Below are 15,655 nucleotides of genomic sequence, written 5' to 3' on the forward strand. Positions count from 1 at the left end.
CATGACGCAATTTCACGGGAACGACGGCTCCTCTCCGCTTTCCTTCGGCCGGCCGGCCGCCTTCCATCCTACCGGGCCGGCTCCCTCTTTCCTAGAGGGGCGGGCAGGGGAGGGGGGTCAGTCCGGCAACCGGCTGTCGCCCAGGTCGATGTTCAGGAAGGACGCCATCGCATCGGCGACGATGGCATGGTCGATGCGCTGCGGCACGCCGGAAACCGTGACCGCCCCCACGCAGCCGAGGTCCGCGACGAAGAGCGGGAAGCCGCCGCCGTGCACCGCGAAGTCGGCGAGGGAAAGATTGTGCGCATCCCCCTGGTCGCGGCCGGACAGCGCCAGCCGCCGCCCGACGAGATAGGAGGAATGCCACAGCCGCAGCACGGTGTTGCGCTTGCGGCGGATCCATTCGACATTGTCGGTGGAGGTGCCGGGCAGGGCGCAATGAAACAGCGTGCGGTCGCGCAGGGAAATGTCGATCGCCACGCCGGCGCCGCGGGCCAGCGCCGTTTCGCGCACCCGGTTGCCGAGCGCCCAGGCATCGTCCGGGCTGAACCGGCCGAACCGCAGAAGACGCTCCTGCTCCTCCAGCCGGCGAATGTCGTCCGCAATCATCTCGGTCATCGTGCTCTCCCGCGCTTGGTTCCGGGACGATCCTTAGCGGGACTTCGCGCGCGGGGGAAGATGCCCGCCCTTGACGGAGATCAAGGCCGCGGTGCAGGAAGCTTCTAGGGTGGAGCCGTTCAGACCATTCCGCCTATGGGATCCTCATGCCGGACAGCCTTTTTCTCTTCGCCATTCTCGCGCTGCTGCTGACGCCGGGGCCGACAAACACCTTGCTGACGGTCGGGGCGGCCGCACGCGGCTTCCGCGCCAGCCTTCCCCTGCTGCTCGGCGAACTTGCCGGCTATCTCGTCGTCGTCGTGCCCCTGGCGACGGTCGCCGCTTCGCTTCTGGAAGGGCGACCTGCTCTTGCCGTCGCCCTTCGCCTTGCGGCCGCATCATGGGTGCTGTTCCTCGCCATCCGGCTCTGGCATGTCTCGGCCGTTCAGAAGAACCCGGACAGCGCATCGTCCGTGACGATCGGCCAGGTCTTCGTGACGACGCTCCTCAATCCGAAGGCGCCGATCATCGGTCTCGTCATCATGCCGCATGGTCCGCTGGCGCAGATCGCCCCGGCCATCGGGCTGTTCAGCCTCCTGGTCGCCGGCGCCGGCGCGAGCTTCCTGGTTCTCGGAAGCCTGATCGGCCGCGCCCAGTTGCTCTCGCCGCAACTGGTCTACCGTATCGCGGCGGTCTGCCTCGGCGCCTTCTCGCTCGGCCTTGCCGGAAGCGCGTCCGGCCTTATCTGAAATCAGGCCTCCTCGGCCTGGTGGCGCCGCATCAATTCCTGCTGCACCTCGTCCTGGAAGGCGAAGACCGCCGCGCGCGCCTGGTTCTCGGAAGAACCGACCTTCTGCAATTCGGCCGCAAGTTCGCGGCACACCTTCAGCCAGTAAAGCCGCGCCTCGTCGCCGTGCAGGCCGGAAAGCTCGCCGGCGCAGCGGCGGACATGGGCCGTGCGACGTTCGGCAGGGAAGGGGACGACCGGTCCGTTCTCGTTGGCAACGGCGTGGCGGTTCGGCTGGATCGCGGCATAGGGTGGCATTGATTCGGGCTTCCTTGTCTTCCCCCCATGATTAGGGAAAGCATGGTTAATGCCCGGTTTCCGAAATGCGCTTCCCGTGCCGTCATGACATGGTCATCCCACCTGCCGCGCCGGCTTCTCGTTTGCCCGCATGAGCGCCATCAGCATCGGCCCGAGCGAGAATTCGCCGCGTTCGGCCCGACGGGTGAGATCGCGCAGATAGCCGCCCGCCGAATTGATGTGCCCGGCCCGCTCGAGAATGCAGGCAATGACCGTCGCCGCATTTTCCGGCCCGAGGATCGCGCAGGCATCCTCGTAGGCCGAGGCACTCACCGCCAGCATGGAGCGCACCACGACGGCCGCCGTCATCAGATCGCGCCAGCTCGAAATCGCGCCGCCCGGCCCGAAGGCCACGATTTCCGGGCAGGCCTGCAGCACGAGCCCCAGCGGATAGGGTTTGAGCGCATCCGACGCGTTTGCCGGCTGTGGATGAAGCCCCTTTGCCGGGGTCGGCGTGCCCACGGGCCATTGCGAATACCGCCCGCCCGCCGTTTCATCCTTCCTGCCGTATCCCCCGCTATCGGGTTCCTGTTCTGGCTCGGCATCGCCGCCCGGCTTCGTTTCGAAGCAAGGTTCAAAGTCAGAAGATGAGTCGGGGTTTGAATTCTGTTTGTGCCGCTCAGTTTGGCCGGCATTGCCCGCCGATTTTTCAAAAATAATCTGCCGTTCCAGATGCTTGAGGATCTGCGAGCGGAGCGCTTCGAGCGCAGCGAGCGCCGGCGTCAGGGTCTCCGGCGTCGGAACGCGCGGCAGGGCGCCGACAAGCATGCGGAAATCCGCCTCATGGCGCATCCAGTCGCCGGCAAGCCCGTCTTCGAGTGCGGTCTCGATCAGCTTGGCGATATCCCGGCGCACCAGCGTCACGCGCTCCCGCAGCCGTTGCAGCAACAGGCGCTCGGCGACCACCTCGGCGGCACGCTGCTCGATTTCCTCGGCCCGGGCGAGCAGGGGGGCCAGCGAAAAACCGAAGGCCTCGCCGATCGCGCCCTGCCGGTCGCGTCGCACATAGCGCTTGCCGTTCGGGCTGTCGCGCCGCGTCAGGAGGCCACCCTCCACCAGTGCGGCGAGATGCCGGCGCAGCGTGGTCTCCGCCATGCCGTGGGTGCGCAGGGAAAGCTGGGCGTTCGACGGGAACACCACCATGCCGTCGGCCCCCGAAAGCTCGGCCTTCGGATAGAAGCTCAAAAGCGCATTGAGCACCGAGAGCGCCCGGTCGCTGATGCCCAGCTTCGGCCGCGCCTCGCAGAGCCAGCGGTACAGCTTCCATTTGTCCACGCACGCATCCGGCGGGACCGTCCTTGCGATCGCCTGGCTTGCGAGCATGCCAAGCGTCATCGCCCGCCGCCCGAAGGGCGTCGTTATGCCGTCCGTCTCCATGTCTCTTCACCTTTCAACAGGCAAAAGAAACCCCATCACCGGAACCGGTGCCAAAAAGGCTTGACTGTGATTCGGGGAAGTGCGACTCTCAGGCTGCTAAACGATGAGAAGGGCTTCCGCGACGGTAACGTTGAGGGGGCCTTTTTCTTTTGCGGATCAATCTCCTGATTTTCGTGCATTTTCCGTCCGGAACGCCTCGTAGAGACGATCCAGGTTCTCTGTGATGTAGGCGCCGAAGGCCGTGGCATCGGCGGATTTCAGCGCGATCGTGTACTGGCGGCCGCTGGCCTTGATGCTGGCGCGCGCGGGGCCGTCCTTGCCCACCCATTCGGCCGGCGCCGGCTTGCTGGCCACGGCATCCGGCGCCTCCTTGCGGGCAAGATGGCTGCTGACGAGGTTGAAGCGATCCTCCGGCGCGCGGGCCTTCACCCGTTCGCGCGCCAGGAATTCCACCGCCTTGTCCTCGTTGGCGGGCTCGTCGAAGCGGGTCGCCAGTTCGTGCCAGCGGTCGCGGCCGATGGCGAGCGCCGGGCCGATGCCGGCCCGCACCGTCTTTGGAATGCGGTTCACCACCGAGAGCATCTTGGAGACGGTCGTCTTGTCGGCGCTGAGCGCCGCCATGATCGTCTCGCGGTCGAAGCCGCGCGCCTCCAGCTCGCCGGCGAAGGTCGCCCGTTCGAGGAAGGAGAGGTCGGCGCGCGCGCTGTTCTCCTGGCCCTGCGCGATGACGTGGTCGCGGTCGGTGAGCGCCTTGACGACGGCGCGGACGGGCCGGCCGAGCAGGCGCGCCGCCTTGGCGCGGCGATGACCGAAGGCGATCTGGTAGACGCCGTCCTTCGCCGGATGCGGGCGCACGAGGATGGGCGAGTCCTGCCCGCGCACGCGCATCGCCTCGACCAGTTCGCGGAACTGCTCGTCGGAATGGGCGAGGCGATCGGAAATGAAGGATTCCTCGATCTGGTCCGGCTCGAGCTCGATGACGACGTCGCCGGCCGTCAGCTTCGCCTCGATCTCCTTTGCCGCATCCGCCTTGGCGGCCAGCGCATCGATGCTGCGCGTGACGGCGCCGAGCGCGCCGATACCCTTGTAGGTCACATGCTGGCGCGGCTCGTCGTTGACGGGGTTTACCGGCGTCGACCTCTCCGAGGCCGGCAACATCAGGTTGGAAAGAACGTTCTTGCGCGCCATGGTCAACGCCCCCATGCCTTGTGGATCAGTTCGACGATTTCCGCGTTGACCGCCTCCAGGGATTCGAGCGCCCGGTCATAGGTGGCCCGCGTGAACTGGCTCCGGTCGACCTCGTAGAGCGTCTGGTTGGTCAGCGCCGCATCGGCGATGGCGACGCTGCGCACCATCGGACTGGTCAGGACATGCTGCTTGAACAGCGAGCGCATGAAGGCGACCATCTGGGTCTGCGGCCCGTCGGCCGGGTCATAGCGGGTGACGAGGTAGCGCAGCCAGTCGAGGTTCATGTTGCCGCCCGCGCTCTTCAGCGTGTTCAGCACCTCGCCCAGCATCTGCAGGAACTGGCACATGGACATGACGTCGAGCATCTGCGGGTGCACGGTGATCAGCACCGCCGTCGCGCCGCAGATCGCGCTCATCGTCAGGAAGCCGAGCTGCGGTGGGCAGTCGATCACCACCACGTCATAGTCGTCGGCAACGGACGACAGCGCCTCGTCGAGCCGTGCAAAGAAGATGCGGCCGTAGTCGCTCCGGTCGCCCTGGGCGAGGACCCGCGGCGTGTCGTGCTCGAACTCCATCAGTTCGAGATTGCCCGGCACGATGTCGAGGCCCGGGAAATTCGTCTTGCGGATGATCTCCTTCAGCGGGCGTCGCTGGTCGTCGTAGCGGATGGCGCCGTAGAGCGTCTCGTTCTCATCGACGTCGAATTCCGGCTGGAAGCCGTGCACCGCCGAAAGGCTGGCCTGCGGATCGAGATCGACGGCAAGCACCCGGTGCCCCGTCAGCGCGAGATGCTGGGCAAGGTGCGCCGTCGTCGTCGTCTTGCCGGAGCCGCCCTTGAAGTTGACGACCGCGATGACCTGAAGGTGCTCGCTGCCGCGCCGGCGCGGCACGTAGCGCTGGCCGCCGCGGCCGTTCTGCTCCAGATATTCGCGCATCTCCTGCAACTGCTCGGCCGAATAGGACCGGCGGCCGGACGGGGTGACCTGCGGCAGCGGCCCCTTGGATTCCAGCGAGAGATTGCGCAGGTAGCCGCTGGTGACGCCCAGGAACCGGGCGGCCTCGCTCAGCTGGAACTGGCGCAGGCTCTTCTGCGCGACGGGAGGGAACATCTCCAGCCGGTGCTGCTTCAGCTTGTCTGACAGTTCGTGCGCCTGTCCGATGATCAGTTGATCGACCTCGGAAATTGCCCGTCCGAACGTTGCGGCCATATTCATATCGAGAATCTCAAAATGCGATTTCAAACCCATTTGCAGGTTTAAACCGCATTTAGACGCGATTCTGATTCGAGGGCAAGGCCAAAAGGGTTAACGCGCCGGCCGCGGGACGGGGCTACCACCAGATAAACCGGACTTTAGCCTATTGACCATTCGCCGCCTATCGGCCTCGCTCGATTCGGCTGGGGAAAAGTCGGAAAGTTCGCATTTTTCCGAAGGAGACCGAATCTGCCGCCGCGGGCGTCGGGGGATGTCAGCCGCCCTGCCAGGCCTTCACCGCCTCCAGCGGCCAGGCGAGCATCAGGATGTTGAGCGCAAGACCATCGCGGATGAGCCAGGTCGTCGTCGCCTCGAAGACGACGATGATCGCGACGCTGGCCCGGACGGGCAGGCGCGCCGCAAGGAAGAAGCCGACCACCATGGCGAGGATATCCGCGCTCGAATTGATCACGCTGTCGCCGAAATAGTCGAGCGAGATCGTCGATTCGCGATAGCGGTTGATGATCATGTCGGTGTTTTCGAGGATTTCCCAGGCGCATTCCAGCGTCAGCGAGAGGGCGAGCCGCAGGTTGAGGCTCGCCTTCTTCAGGAGGAGCGTGAAGAGACCGAAGAACAGGATGCCGTGGATGATGTGGCTCGGCGTGTACCAGTCGGACAGGTGCTGCGAGTTTTCCGAGGAAATCACCACGCCATGCCAGAGTTTGACATATCCGCACTTGCAGATGAGTGGCTGACCCATCGTATAAAGGATGATGGCCGTGGCGCCGACGAAGCCGGCGGCCAGGAGCAGGGAATTCAGCACCGTACGGTTCAAGACGGGATTTCCTCGAAAATGCGATGCGCCGGCACGACCGGCGCACGAGGGTGGAGACAGGTGGCCGGAAGATGACACGATCGCACGGCCGCAAACAAGATCGGGAGTAGGACGCATGAAGCTTGCGACACTGAAGAATTCCACCCGCGACGGCCGCCTGGTCGTCGTCTCGCGCGACCTGACGCGCTGCTCGGAAGTGGGGCATATCGCCCGCACCCTGCAGGATGCGCTGGACGACTGGGAACATGTCGCCCCGCGGCTGGAACGGGTCGCCGAGGGGCTGGAAACCGGTTCGCAGCCCGCCGCCCGCTTCCACGAGCACGATGCCGCCTCGCCGCTGCCGCGCGCCTACCAGTGGGCGGACGGCTCGGCCTATGTCAACCATGTCGAACTGGTGCGCAAGGCGCGCAATGCCGAGATGCCCGAGAGCTTCTGGACCGATCCGCTGATGTACCAGGGCGGCTCCGACAGCTTCCTCGGCCCGCGTGATCCGATCCGTGCGGCCGACGAGGCCTTCGGCATCGACATGGAGGGCGAGATCGCCGTCATCGTCGACGACGTGCCGATGGGCGCGAGCGTCGAGGAGGCGCGGCAGGCGATCAGGCTCGTCATGCTCGTCAACGACGTGTCGCTGCGCGGCCTCATCCCGGGCGAGCTTGCCAAGGGCTTTGGCTTCTTCCAGTCGAAGCCGTCGTCCGCCTTCTCGCCGGTCGCGGTCACGCCCGACGAACTGGGCGGGGCCTGGGACGGCGGCAGGCTGCACCTGCCGCTCCTCGTCTCGCTGAACGGCAAGCCCTTCGGCAGGGCCGATGCCGGCGTCGACATGACCTTCGACTTCGCCCAGCTCGTCGCCCATGCGGCGAAGACCCGGCCGCTCGTCGCCGGCTCGATCATCGGTTCCGGCACCGTCTCCAACAAGCTCGACGGCGGCCCCGGCAAGCCGGTCGCCGAAGGCGGGGCCGGCTATTCCTGCATCGCCGAGATCCGCACCATCGAGACGATCACCTCCGGCGCGCCGAAAACGCCCTTCCTGAAATTCGGCGACACCGTGCGCATCGAGATGAAGGACAAGACGGGCCATTCCATCTTCGGGGCGATCGAGCAGACCGTGGAACGGCAGGACAAGGACTGAGCCGATGATGGGCGACGGGATCATCCTCTTCGACTATTGGCGCTCGTCCGCCAGCTATCGCGTGCGCATCGCGCTGGAAAGCCTCGGCCTCGCCTACCGGCGCGAATCCGTCGACCTTCTGGACGGCGCACAGCGCGCGCCGGAACACCGTGCCCGCAATCCGCAGGGCCTCATCCCGGCCCTGCTGATCGAGGGGCACATGCTGACGCAGTCGCTCGCCATCATCGAGTATCTGGCGGAAACGCGCCCGCAGGCGCGTTTCCTGCCGGCCGACCCGCTCGGCCGGCAGCGGGTGCGCACGCTTTCCTACGCCATCGCCATGGAAATCCATCCCGTCTGCAACACCGGCGTCATCAACCATGTCCTGGCCATCACCGGGGGAGGGGAGGAGGTCCGCGTCGACTGGATGAAGAAATACATCGGCGAGGGTCTTCTCGCCGTCGAAAAGCTGCTCGACAACCCGGCGACCGGCGCCTTCTGCCATGGCGATGCGCCCGGCATGGCGGATTTCTGCCTCGTGCCGCAGGTCTACAATGCGGAACGCTGGGGGGTCGATCTGTCGGGCCTCGAACGGGTGCGGCGCATCGCCGAAACCTGCCGCGCGCGTCCCGCCTTCCAGGCGGCGCATCCGGAAGCGGTGAAGCCGACCTGATCTTTCAGGCAGGCCGCAGGCATGGTATATATACCTTCGAACGAGGAAGGATATACCATGCCGCTCTATGTAAAGGACCAGGAGGTGGACCGGCTTGCCGAACGGCTGTCCACGCTGCGCAAGGTCAGCAAGACCGAGGCGGTGCGGCAGGCGCTGGCGCATGAATTGCAGCGCGCGGAAAGCGAGCCGACATTGGTCGAGAAGGCCGTCGCCATGACGCGGGAACTCAACAGGAAATACGCCCCCACCGGCCTCAAGGCTGACAAGGCCTTCATCGACAGCCTTTACGAGGACTGATGTTTCTCGACGCGTCAGCCATCGTCGCCATGATGACAGACGAGAGCGATGCTAAATCGCTTTCCGCGCGCCTTGCGACCGCGCGTTCGCGGGCAACCTCGGCCATGGCGCTTTGGGAAGCGTCCGTTGCGTATAGCCGGATTTTCCGGCTTGAACCCAATGCCGCGCTGCGCGAGGTCGAGGCCTATATCCGGCTGTTTGACGTCCAGGTCATTGCCATCGAGCCGACAATCGCAGCAGCGGCCGTCGATGCCCACCAGCGTTTCGGCAAAGGCCGCCATCCCGCCGGCCTCAATTTCGGCGACTGCTTTGCCTATGCCTGTGCAAGAGAGCTTGCCATGCCCCTGCTCTACAAGGGCGACGACTTTCCGCAGACGGATATCGAGACCGCCTGAGGACCGCCCCGCCCGAGCGGGGCGATTTCATCGTCAAGCGACGTCGCCCATGCAGACATATTTCAGTTCCAGATAGTCGTCGGCACCGTGGGCGGAGCCTTCGCGGCCGAGACCGGACTGCTTGATGCCGCCGAAGGGCGCGGCCTCGGAGGAGATGATCCCGGTATTGACGCCGACCATGCCGTATTCCAGCGCCTCCGCCACCTTCCAGACCTTCTTGAGATCGCCGGCGAAGAAATAGGCGGCAAGGCCGAACTCGGTGTCGTTCGCCTGCGCGATCACGTCCTCGACGGTGTCGAAGCGGAAGAGGGGGGCGACCGGGCCGAACGTCTCCTCCCTCGCCACCGTCATGCCGCGCGCGACGTCCTTCAGTACGGTCGGCTGGAAGAACGTGCCCTTGCCCTCGACGCGCTTGCCGCCGGCCACCACCGAGGCGCCCTTGGAGACGGCGTCGGCGATATGCGCCTCCACCTTGTCGATCGCGGCCTCCTCGATCAGCGGGCCGATGGTCGTGCCCTCGGCGAAGCCGTCGCCGACCGAAAGCTCGGCGACCTTCTTCGCCAGCTTCTCGGCAAAGGCGTCATAGACGTTCGACTGCACGTAGAGGCGGTTGGCGCACACGCAGGTCTGGCCCGCATTGCGATACTTCGAGGCCATGGCCCCTTCCACGGCCGCGTCGATATTCGCGTCGTCGAAGACGATGAAGGGCGCGTTGCCGCCGAGTTCCAGGCTCACCTTCTTGATCTGGTCGGAGCACTGGCGCATCAGGATGCGGCCGACCTCGGTCGAGCCCGTGAACGAGATCTTGCGGACCTTCGGATTGGAGCAGAGCTCCTTGCCGATAGCCGGGCCGTCCGTGCCGAGGACGATGTTGAAGACGCCGGCGGGAAGGCCGGCCTTTTCGGCGAGAACCGCAAGGGCGATGGCCGAAAGCGGCGTCTGCTCGGCCGGCTTGGAGACCACCGTGCAGCCGACGGCAAGCGCCGGCGCCACCTTGCGGGCGATCATCGCGGCCGGGAAATTCCACGGCGTGATCGTGCCGACGACGCCGACCGGCTGCTTGATGACGAGCATGCGCTTGTCGGCCGAGGGGGCAGGGATCGTCTCGCCGTTGATGCGTTTTGCCTCTTCCGCATACCATTCGACATAGGAGGCGGCATAGAGGATCTCGCCCCTGGCTTCCGGCAGCGGCTTGCCCATTTCGGCGGTCAGGATCGCGGCCAGTTCGTCGGCATTCGCCACCATGAGATCGAACCATTTGCGCAGCAGCACGCTGCGCTCCCTGGCGGGGCGGGCGGCCCAGAGCGGCTGGACCGCATGGGCGGCGTCGATGGCGGCGGCGGTCTCGGCCGCGCCCATTTCCGGCAGCGTCGCCAGCTTCTCGCCGGTCGCGGGGTTGAAGACATCGAAGGTTTCGGCGCCGTTCCCGCCGATCCAGTTGCCGTTGACATAGCCCGCATCGCGCAGGAACGCCGTCGAGGTCAGGTGCCGGGTGAGGGCATCGTAGAAAGCCATGCTGTCCTTCCTTTCGGACATGGAAGGCCGTTCACCCGGAGCTTTCGCTCCGGGTGTCGCCTTGAGGGGATGTGTTTCGGTGTCAGGCGGCGCGGGCTTCGATCATCGCGCTTTCGAGGATGTCGAGCGCCTCTGCGAACACCTCGTCCTGGATGGTGATCGGCGCGAGGAAGCGGATGACGTTGCCGTACACGCCGCAGGTCAAGAGGATCAGGCCCTTTTCGAGGGCTTTCAGGCGCACCTTGTTGGCAAAGTCGGCGCTTGGCTGCCTGGTCGAAACGTCGTTGAACTCGACGGCGTTCATGAAGCCGGGGCCGCGAATGTCGACGATTTCCGGAACCTTGTCCTGCAGGGCGGCAAGGCGCTGCTTGAGGCGGGCGCCGAGGTTTTCCGCACGGTTGCACAGGTCCTCGTCCTTGATGACGTCGAGAACGGCATGGGCCGCCGCAACGCCGATCGGGCTGCCGGCATAGGTGCCGCCGAGGCCGCCCGGGCCGGGCGCGTCCATGATCTCGGCGCGGCCGGTGACGGCGGCGATCGGGAAGCCGCCGCCAAGACCCTTGGCCATGGTCGTCAGGTCGGCGGCGATGCCGTAGTGCTCCATGGCGAAGAGCTTGCCGGTGCGGGCGAAACCGGTCTGCACCTCGTCGGCGATCAGCAGGATGCCGTGCTGGTCGCAGATCTCGCGCAGCGCCTTCATGAAATTGACCGGAACCGGATAGAAGCCGCCTTCGCCCTGCACCGGCTCGATGATGATCGCGGCGACGCGGCCCGGATCGACGTCGGCGGCGAAAAGCTTCTTCAGGACGGAGAGCGACTGCTCGACCGTCGTGCCGTGCATCTCGACCGGGAAGGGCGCATGGAAGACGTCGCCCGGCATGGCGCCGAAGCCGACCTTGTAGGGAACCACCTTGCCGGTCAGCGCCATGCCCATGAAGGTGCGGCCGTGGAAACCGCCGGAAAACGCGATGACGGCCTGCCGGCCGGTGGCGGCACGGGCGATCTTCACGGCGTTCTCGACGGCCTCGGCGCCGGTCGTCACGAAGATCGTCTTCTTGGCGAAGTTGCCGGGGGTGATGGCGTTCAGGCGCTCGGCGAGTTCGACATAGTTCTCGTAGGGCACGACCTGGTGGCAGGTGTGGGTGAAACGGTCGAGCTGGTTCTTGACGGCCTCGATGACGCGCGGATGGCGGTGGCCGGTGTTGACGACGGCGATGCCGGCGGCGAAATCGATATAGCGATTGCCTTCCTTGTCCCAGATCTCCGCATTCTCCGCCCGGTCGGCGTAGATCTGCGTGGTCATGCCGACGCCGCGCGAGATGGCGGCGTTCTTGCGGTCTGTGAGGGGCGTTGCGGTCATGGCGCTATCCTGAATCTGGAGGCTTCGATCGGTGGGGCATTCACGCGGCCGCCAAGGCAGAGCCGCTGCGCGCCTTTGCCGGAACCGCATTAACTTGCATTTTTTCTGCAAGTCTCAAGTGGAATTCCTACATTTTTTCTGCAAGAATGCAACGGGCATTTTACGGCGGCGATGCGGCCGGGATGCTATAGAAGAACCCTACACAGAATCAGGGATCGGCGCGATGGGTTCGCAAGAACCGGTGCACTATAAAGTGGCGGAGGCCGCGCGGCTTGCCGGCGTTTCGGCCTCCACGCTCAGGCTTTGGGAAACGCAGGGGCTCGTCGTGCCGGGCCGCTCGGAAACCGGCCACCGCCAGTACAGCACTGAGGACGTCGCGCGCCTGAAGCGCATCGCCTGGTACAGGACCGAGCGCGGCCTGAACCCGGCCGCCATCCGCGAGGCGCTCGAAGCCGAGGAGCCCACCGGCGACACCGCGCCCGCCGAGGGCGAGGCGCATCAGGGCGTCGGGCGCAAGCTGCGGAGCCTGCGCCATGCCGCCGGCAAGACGCTCGACCAGGTGGCGGGCGATATCGGCATCGCCACCTCCGTGCTCTCCACCTTCGAGCGCACCTCCCAGGGCGTCACCTTCCGCGTGCTGCACGACCTTGCCGACTATTACGGCACCACCGTCTCGAAACTCTCCGGCGAGGAAGAGCAGCAGAACCGCTCGCTCGTGCGGGCGGGGGAGTGGAAGTTCTGGCCGGAGACCTCGCCGGGCGTCACCGTCCAGGTGCTGGCCGACGGGCGCAACATGATGGATTGCCACCGCTTCGTGCTCGCGCCGGGCGCCTCCTCCGACGGCGCCTACAAGCACGAGGGCGAGGAATTCGTCCACGTCCTTGCCGGCCGCATCGAGATGGTGCTCGACGGCCACGAATTCCACGATCTCGGCCCCGGCGACAGCCTCTATTTCGAAAGCTGCCGGCGCCACGCCTGGCGCAACCGCCACGACGGCGAGACCGTGCTGATCTGGATCAACACGCCGCCGACCTTCTAGGGCGGGCATAGTTCACAATTTAAGTAGAAAATATTTTCCGCCCGAATGGGATATCCGGGAGCGAAAATCCCCGTTTCCCCTCGCCGATGAACCGCCATTCGTTGTCCAGACAAGCGGCATTTGCGATTTTACGGGCAGAAACAACGATGTTTCGCAGTCGATCCTCCCAATCGCGAAAGCAGGCCCGCATGACCAAGATCAGCAAGAAGCTCCTCACCCGCCGCGCCGCCCTGGCGGCGCTCGCGGTGGCAGCCGCCGCCGTCTCCACCGTCTCGCTTCCCGCGCCCGGCCTTGCCGAGGACAAGAAGGAGCTGAAGGTCGGCATCATCTCGGGCGAGGACGAGGACGTCTGGCGCGTCGTGACGGCGGAAGCCGCCAAGAAGGGCCTCACCATCGAGGCGGTCGTCTTCAACGACTACACCCAGCCGAACGAGGCGCTCGCCCGCGGCGAGATCGACGCGAACGCCTTCCAGCACCTTCCCTATCTGGAAAGCCAGGTCGCCCAGCACGGCTACAAGATCGTCCCGGTCGGCTATACCGCCGTCTGGCCGATCGGCCTCTATTCCAGGAAGCACGCCAAGGTCGCCGACCTTCCGGACGGCGCCGTCGTCGGCGTGCCGAACGACCCGTCCAACGAGGGCCGGGCGTTGCGCGTGCTCCAGAACGAAGGCCTGATCAAGCTGAAGGACGGCACCGGCATCCTCGCCACGATCGCCGATATCGCGGAAAACCCGAAGAACCTGGAAATCAAGGAACTCGACGCCGGCATCGTCGGCCGCTCGGTCGACGACCTCGACGCGGCGATCGTCAACACCGACTGGGCGCTGAAGAGCGGCCTCACCCCGGAAAACCGCATCGCGCAGGAGCCGGTCGACGACAACCCGTACCGCAACTTCATCGCCGTGCGCGAGGAATCCAAGGACGAGCCCTGGGTCAAGCCGCTGGTCGAGGCCTACCAGAACGATGCCGTGAAGGCGGAGTTCGACCGGGTTTACAAGGGCACCGGCATCAGCGCCTACTAAGGGCCGCCATCCAACCACCAGGACAGCTCGCGATGCGCCTTCGGCCGTCGCGGGCTGTCTCGTCGTTTCCGGAAGGGAACCGCAGATGAATACCCATGTGACAGGAGAGGCCGACGCCCTTAAGGACGACGTCATCCGCCTTGCGGACGTTCGCCGCCGCTTCGGCGCGACCGCGGCGCTCGACGGCGTTTCGCTCACGGTGCGCCGCGGCGAGGTCCTCGGCATCATTGGCCGCAGCGGCGCGGGCAAGTCGACGCTCATCCGCTGCCTCAACGGCCTCGAACGGCCGGACAGCGGCAGCATCGCGATCGAAGGCCGCGAGATCACCGGCCTCAGCGAGGCGGAGCTGCAGCCGCTGCGCCGGCGCATCGGCATGATCTTCCAGCATTTCAACCTGCTCTCGGCCAAGACCGTCGAGGAGAATGTCGCCCTGCCGCTGAAGATCGAGGGCTGGCCGAAGGCCGAACGGCTGGCGCGCGCGGCCGAACTCATCGACCTCGTCGGCCTTTCGGGCAGGGCGAAGGCCTATCCGTCCGAACTGTCCGGCGGGCAGAAGCAGCGCGTCGGCATCGCCCGGGCGCTTGCCGCCAAGCCGGCGCTGCTGCTGTCCGACGAGGCGACCTCGGCGCTCGACCCGGAGACCACCCGCGCGATCCTCGCCCTTTTGAAGGACATCAACCGCAAGCTCGGCCTCACCATCCTCCTCATCACCCACGAGATGGAGGTGGTGCGCTCGGTGGCCGACCGCGTGACGGTGCTCGATGCGGGCCGCATCGTGGAGGAGGGGCCGGTCTGGCAGGTCTTCGCCACGCCTCGTGCGCAGACGACCAAAAGCCTGCTCAGCGGCATCCGCCCGCAGCTTCCCGGCCACATCGCGCGAAAACTCGTGGCCGATGTGACGGGCGAGGCCATCCTCGGCCTCGACATCGCCGGCCCGGCCGCCACGGGGCCGCTCTTCCAGCAGCTTTCCGCCGAATTCCCGGAAGGCTACCGGCTGGTCCACGGCGGCGTCGACCATATCCAGGAACAGGCGGTCGGCCGTTTCTTCATCGCCGTGCCGGCCGAGGCCGCCGCGCGCTTCACAACCCTGGCAGAGCGCTTCGGCGCGCAGGTGGAGGTCCTCGGCCATGTCGCCGGTCATGCTTGAACTTCTCGTCCGCTCGCTGTGGGAGACCATCGTGATGACGGCGGCCTCCGGCGTCATCTCGCTCGTCTTCGGCCTGCCGCTCGGCCTTGCGCTGGTCGCGACCGCGCGCGGCGGCATCGCGGAGAACCTGTGGATCAACCGGGCGCTCGGCGCCGTCATCAACGGCTTCCGCTCCGTGCCCTTCATCATCCTGCTCGTCGCGCTCATTCCGGTCACGCGCTTCATCGTCGGCACGTCGATCGGCACCTGGGCGGCCATCGTGCCGCTCGCCATCGCCGCGACGCCCTACTATGCGCGCATCGCCGAGGTGTCGCTGCGCGAGGTCGACCGCGGCCTGATCGAGGCGGTGCGGGCGATGGGCGGCAACCGCTGGACGATCGTGCGCGAGGTGCTGATCCCCGAGGCGCTGCCCGGCATCGTCACGGGCTTCACCGTCACGCTCGTCACGCTGATCGGCGCCTCCGCCATGGCCGGCGCGATCGGCGCGGGCGGGCTCGGCGACCTCGCCATCCGCTACGGCTACCAGCGCTTCGAGACCTCGGTCATGGTGGCGGTGGTCGCCGTGCTGATCGTCCTCGTCTGCGGCATCCAGTGGCTGGGCGACCGCCTGACCGCCCGCCTCGACCATCGCGGCTGAAGGGGGCGAGAAGCCCCCATGGCGGAAAATGATGCCAAATGGGCACGCATGGCTGGAAAATCCGCATAAGCATTTGGCAAAAATGCCAATTTCCTTGCCGGATCGCTGAAAAATAAATTATATTGTTTTTATATGTTTTTCGCACTTCCGTGCCAAGAATGAGCCAGAATCACCCGTCATGGGTG

17 protein-coding genes are annotated in these 15,655 nt (G+C 65.9%); 9 read left to right on the forward strand and 8 right to left on the reverse strand.

Annotated elements, in window-relative coordinates; all coding sequences use genetic code 11:
• Positions 1-117 precede the first annotated feature (117 nt).
• Positions 118-618: a heme-degrading domain-containing protein gene (locus AB3G45_RS06320; RefSeq protein WP_367829749.1), complete on the reverse strand. Its 501-nt coding sequence runs from the start codon at positions 616-618 to the stop codon at positions 118-120.
• 146 nt (positions 619-764) lie between these two features.
• On the opposite strand from AB3G45_RS06320, the gene AB3G45_RS06325 reads away from it, so the two are divergent.
• Positions 765-1,346 (forward strand): LysE family translocator, encoded by a 582-nt coding sequence (locus AB3G45_RS06325; RefSeq protein ID WP_367829750.1) that lies wholly within the window; start codon positions 765-767, stop codon positions 1,344-1,346.
• 2 nt (positions 1,347-1,348) lie between these two features.
• Here AB3G45_RS06325 and AB3G45_RS06330 read toward each other — a convergent pair whose 3' ends face one another.
• The 5 genes from AB3G45_RS06330 to AB3G45_RS06350 all read right to left on the reverse strand — a co-directional run bounded on the left by AB3G45_RS06330 (position 1,349) and on the right by AB3G45_RS06350 (position 6,274).
• A complete protein-coding gene (locus AB3G45_RS06330) occupies positions 1,349-1,642 on the reverse strand; it encodes a DUF6074 family protein (protein WP_367829751.1) in 294 nt (97 codons plus the stop codon).
• Between the two features lie 93 nt (positions 1,643-1,735).
• Positions 1,736-3,058: a plasmid replication protein RepC gene (repC, locus tag AB3G45_RS06335; protein WP_367829752.1), complete on the reverse strand. Its 1,323-nt coding sequence runs from the start codon at positions 3,056-3,058 to the stop codon at positions 1,736-1,738.
• Between the two features lie 156 nt (positions 3,059-3,214).
• The gene (gene repB, locus AB3G45_RS06340) at positions 3,215-4,246 is read right to left on the reverse strand and encodes a plasmid partitioning protein RepB (RefSeq protein ID WP_367829753.1); all 1,032 of its coding nucleotides are present in this window, start codon (positions 4,244-4,246) and stop codon (positions 3,215-3,217) included.
• A 2-nt stretch (positions 4,247-4,248) separates the two neighbouring features.
• Positions 4,249-5,460: a plasmid partitioning protein RepA gene (gene repA / locus AB3G45_RS06345; protein WP_367829754.1), complete on the reverse strand. Its 1,212-nt coding sequence runs from the start codon at positions 5,458-5,460 to the stop codon at positions 4,249-4,251.
• Between the two features lie 253 nt (positions 5,461-5,713).
• Positions 5,714-6,274 carry a DUF2585 domain-containing protein gene (locus tag AB3G45_RS06350; RefSeq protein ID WP_367829755.1) on the reverse strand — a complete coding sequence of 187 codons (561 nt, stop codon included), beginning with the start codon at positions 6,272-6,274 and terminating at the stop codon, positions 5,714-5,716.
• A 115-nt stretch (positions 6,275-6,389) separates the two neighbouring features.
• Here AB3G45_RS06350 and AB3G45_RS06355 point away from each other — a divergent pair, with 115 nt between their 5' ends.
• From AB3G45_RS06355 to AB3G45_RS06370, 4 genes are read left to right on the forward strand one after another with little or no spacing between them, the layout of a single operon-like run.
• The gene (locus AB3G45_RS06355; protein WP_367829756.1) at positions 6,390-7,406 is read left to right on the forward strand and encodes a fumarylacetoacetate hydrolase family protein; all 1,017 of its coding nucleotides are present in this window, start codon (positions 6,390-6,392) and stop codon (positions 7,404-7,406) included.
• 7 nt (positions 7,407-7,413) lie between these two features.
• Positions 7,414-8,058: a maleylacetoacetate isomerase gene (gene maiA / locus AB3G45_RS06360; RefSeq protein WP_367829872.1), complete on the forward strand. Its 645-nt coding sequence runs from the start codon at positions 7,414-7,416 to the stop codon at positions 8,056-8,058.
• Positions 8,059-8,115: 57 nt separating this feature from the next.
• Complete coding sequence (locus AB3G45_RS06365) at positions 8,116-8,355, forward strand: type II toxin-antitoxin system VapB family antitoxin (RefSeq protein WP_367829757.1); 240 nt, start codon at positions 8,116-8,118, stop codon at positions 8,353-8,355.
• Positions 8,355-8,750, forward strand: coding sequence for a type II toxin-antitoxin system VapC family toxin (locus AB3G45_RS06370; RefSeq protein ID WP_367829758.1), 396 nt, complete (start codon positions 8,355-8,357; stop codon positions 8,748-8,750). Before AB3G45_RS06365 ends, AB3G45_RS06370 begins: the two co-directional genes overlap by 1 nt.
• A 33-nt stretch (positions 8,751-8,783) precedes the next feature.
• Here AB3G45_RS06370 and AB3G45_RS06375 read toward each other — a convergent pair whose 3' ends face one another.
• Together AB3G45_RS06375 and AB3G45_RS06380 are read right to left on the reverse strand one after the other, a co-directional pair.
• Positions 8,784-10,265 (reverse strand): NAD-dependent succinate-semialdehyde dehydrogenase, encoded by a 1,482-nt coding sequence (locus AB3G45_RS06375; RefSeq protein ID WP_367829759.1) that lies wholly within the window; start codon positions 10,263-10,265, stop codon positions 8,784-8,786.
• A gap of 82 nt (positions 10,266-10,347) precedes the next feature.
• Positions 10,348-11,625 carry a 4-aminobutyrate--2-oxoglutarate transaminase gene (locus AB3G45_RS06380; protein ID WP_367829760.1) on the reverse strand — a complete coding sequence of 426 codons (1,278 nt, stop codon included), beginning with the start codon at positions 11,623-11,625 and terminating at the stop codon, positions 10,348-10,350.
• A gap of 223 nt (positions 11,626-11,848) precedes the next feature.
• Between AB3G45_RS06380 and AB3G45_RS06385 the strand changes: the two genes are divergently transcribed.
• The 4 genes from AB3G45_RS06385 (at position 11,849) to AB3G45_RS06400 (ending at position 15,470) form a co-directional block, all read left to right on the forward strand.
• Positions 11,849-12,664 (forward strand): MerR family transcriptional regulator, encoded by an 816-nt coding sequence (locus AB3G45_RS06385; protein WP_367829761.1) that lies wholly within the window; start codon positions 11,849-11,851, stop codon positions 12,662-12,664.
• Positions 12,665-12,852: 188 nt separating this feature from the next.
• A complete protein-coding gene (locus AB3G45_RS06390; RefSeq protein WP_367829762.1) occupies positions 12,853-13,686 on the forward strand; it encodes a MetQ/NlpA family ABC transporter substrate-binding protein in 834 nt (277 codons plus the stop codon).
• A gap of 85 nt (positions 13,687-13,771) precedes the next feature.
• Positions 13,772-14,833, forward strand: coding sequence for a methionine ABC transporter ATP-binding protein (locus AB3G45_RS06395; protein WP_367829763.1), 1,062 nt, complete (start codon positions 13,772-13,774; stop codon positions 14,831-14,833).
• Positions 14,814-15,470: a methionine ABC transporter permease gene (locus AB3G45_RS06400; protein WP_367829764.1), complete on the forward strand. Its 657-nt coding sequence runs from the start codon at positions 14,814-14,816 to the stop codon at positions 15,468-15,470. The genes AB3G45_RS06395 and AB3G45_RS06400 overlap by 20 nt, the downstream gene beginning before the upstream one ends.
• Positions 15,471-15,655 lie beyond the last annotated feature (185 nt).

Source organism: Shinella sp. S4-D37, assembly GCF_040812195.1.
Lineage (GTDB): Bacteria > Pseudomonadota > Alphaproteobacteria > Rhizobiales > Rhizobiaceae > Shinella.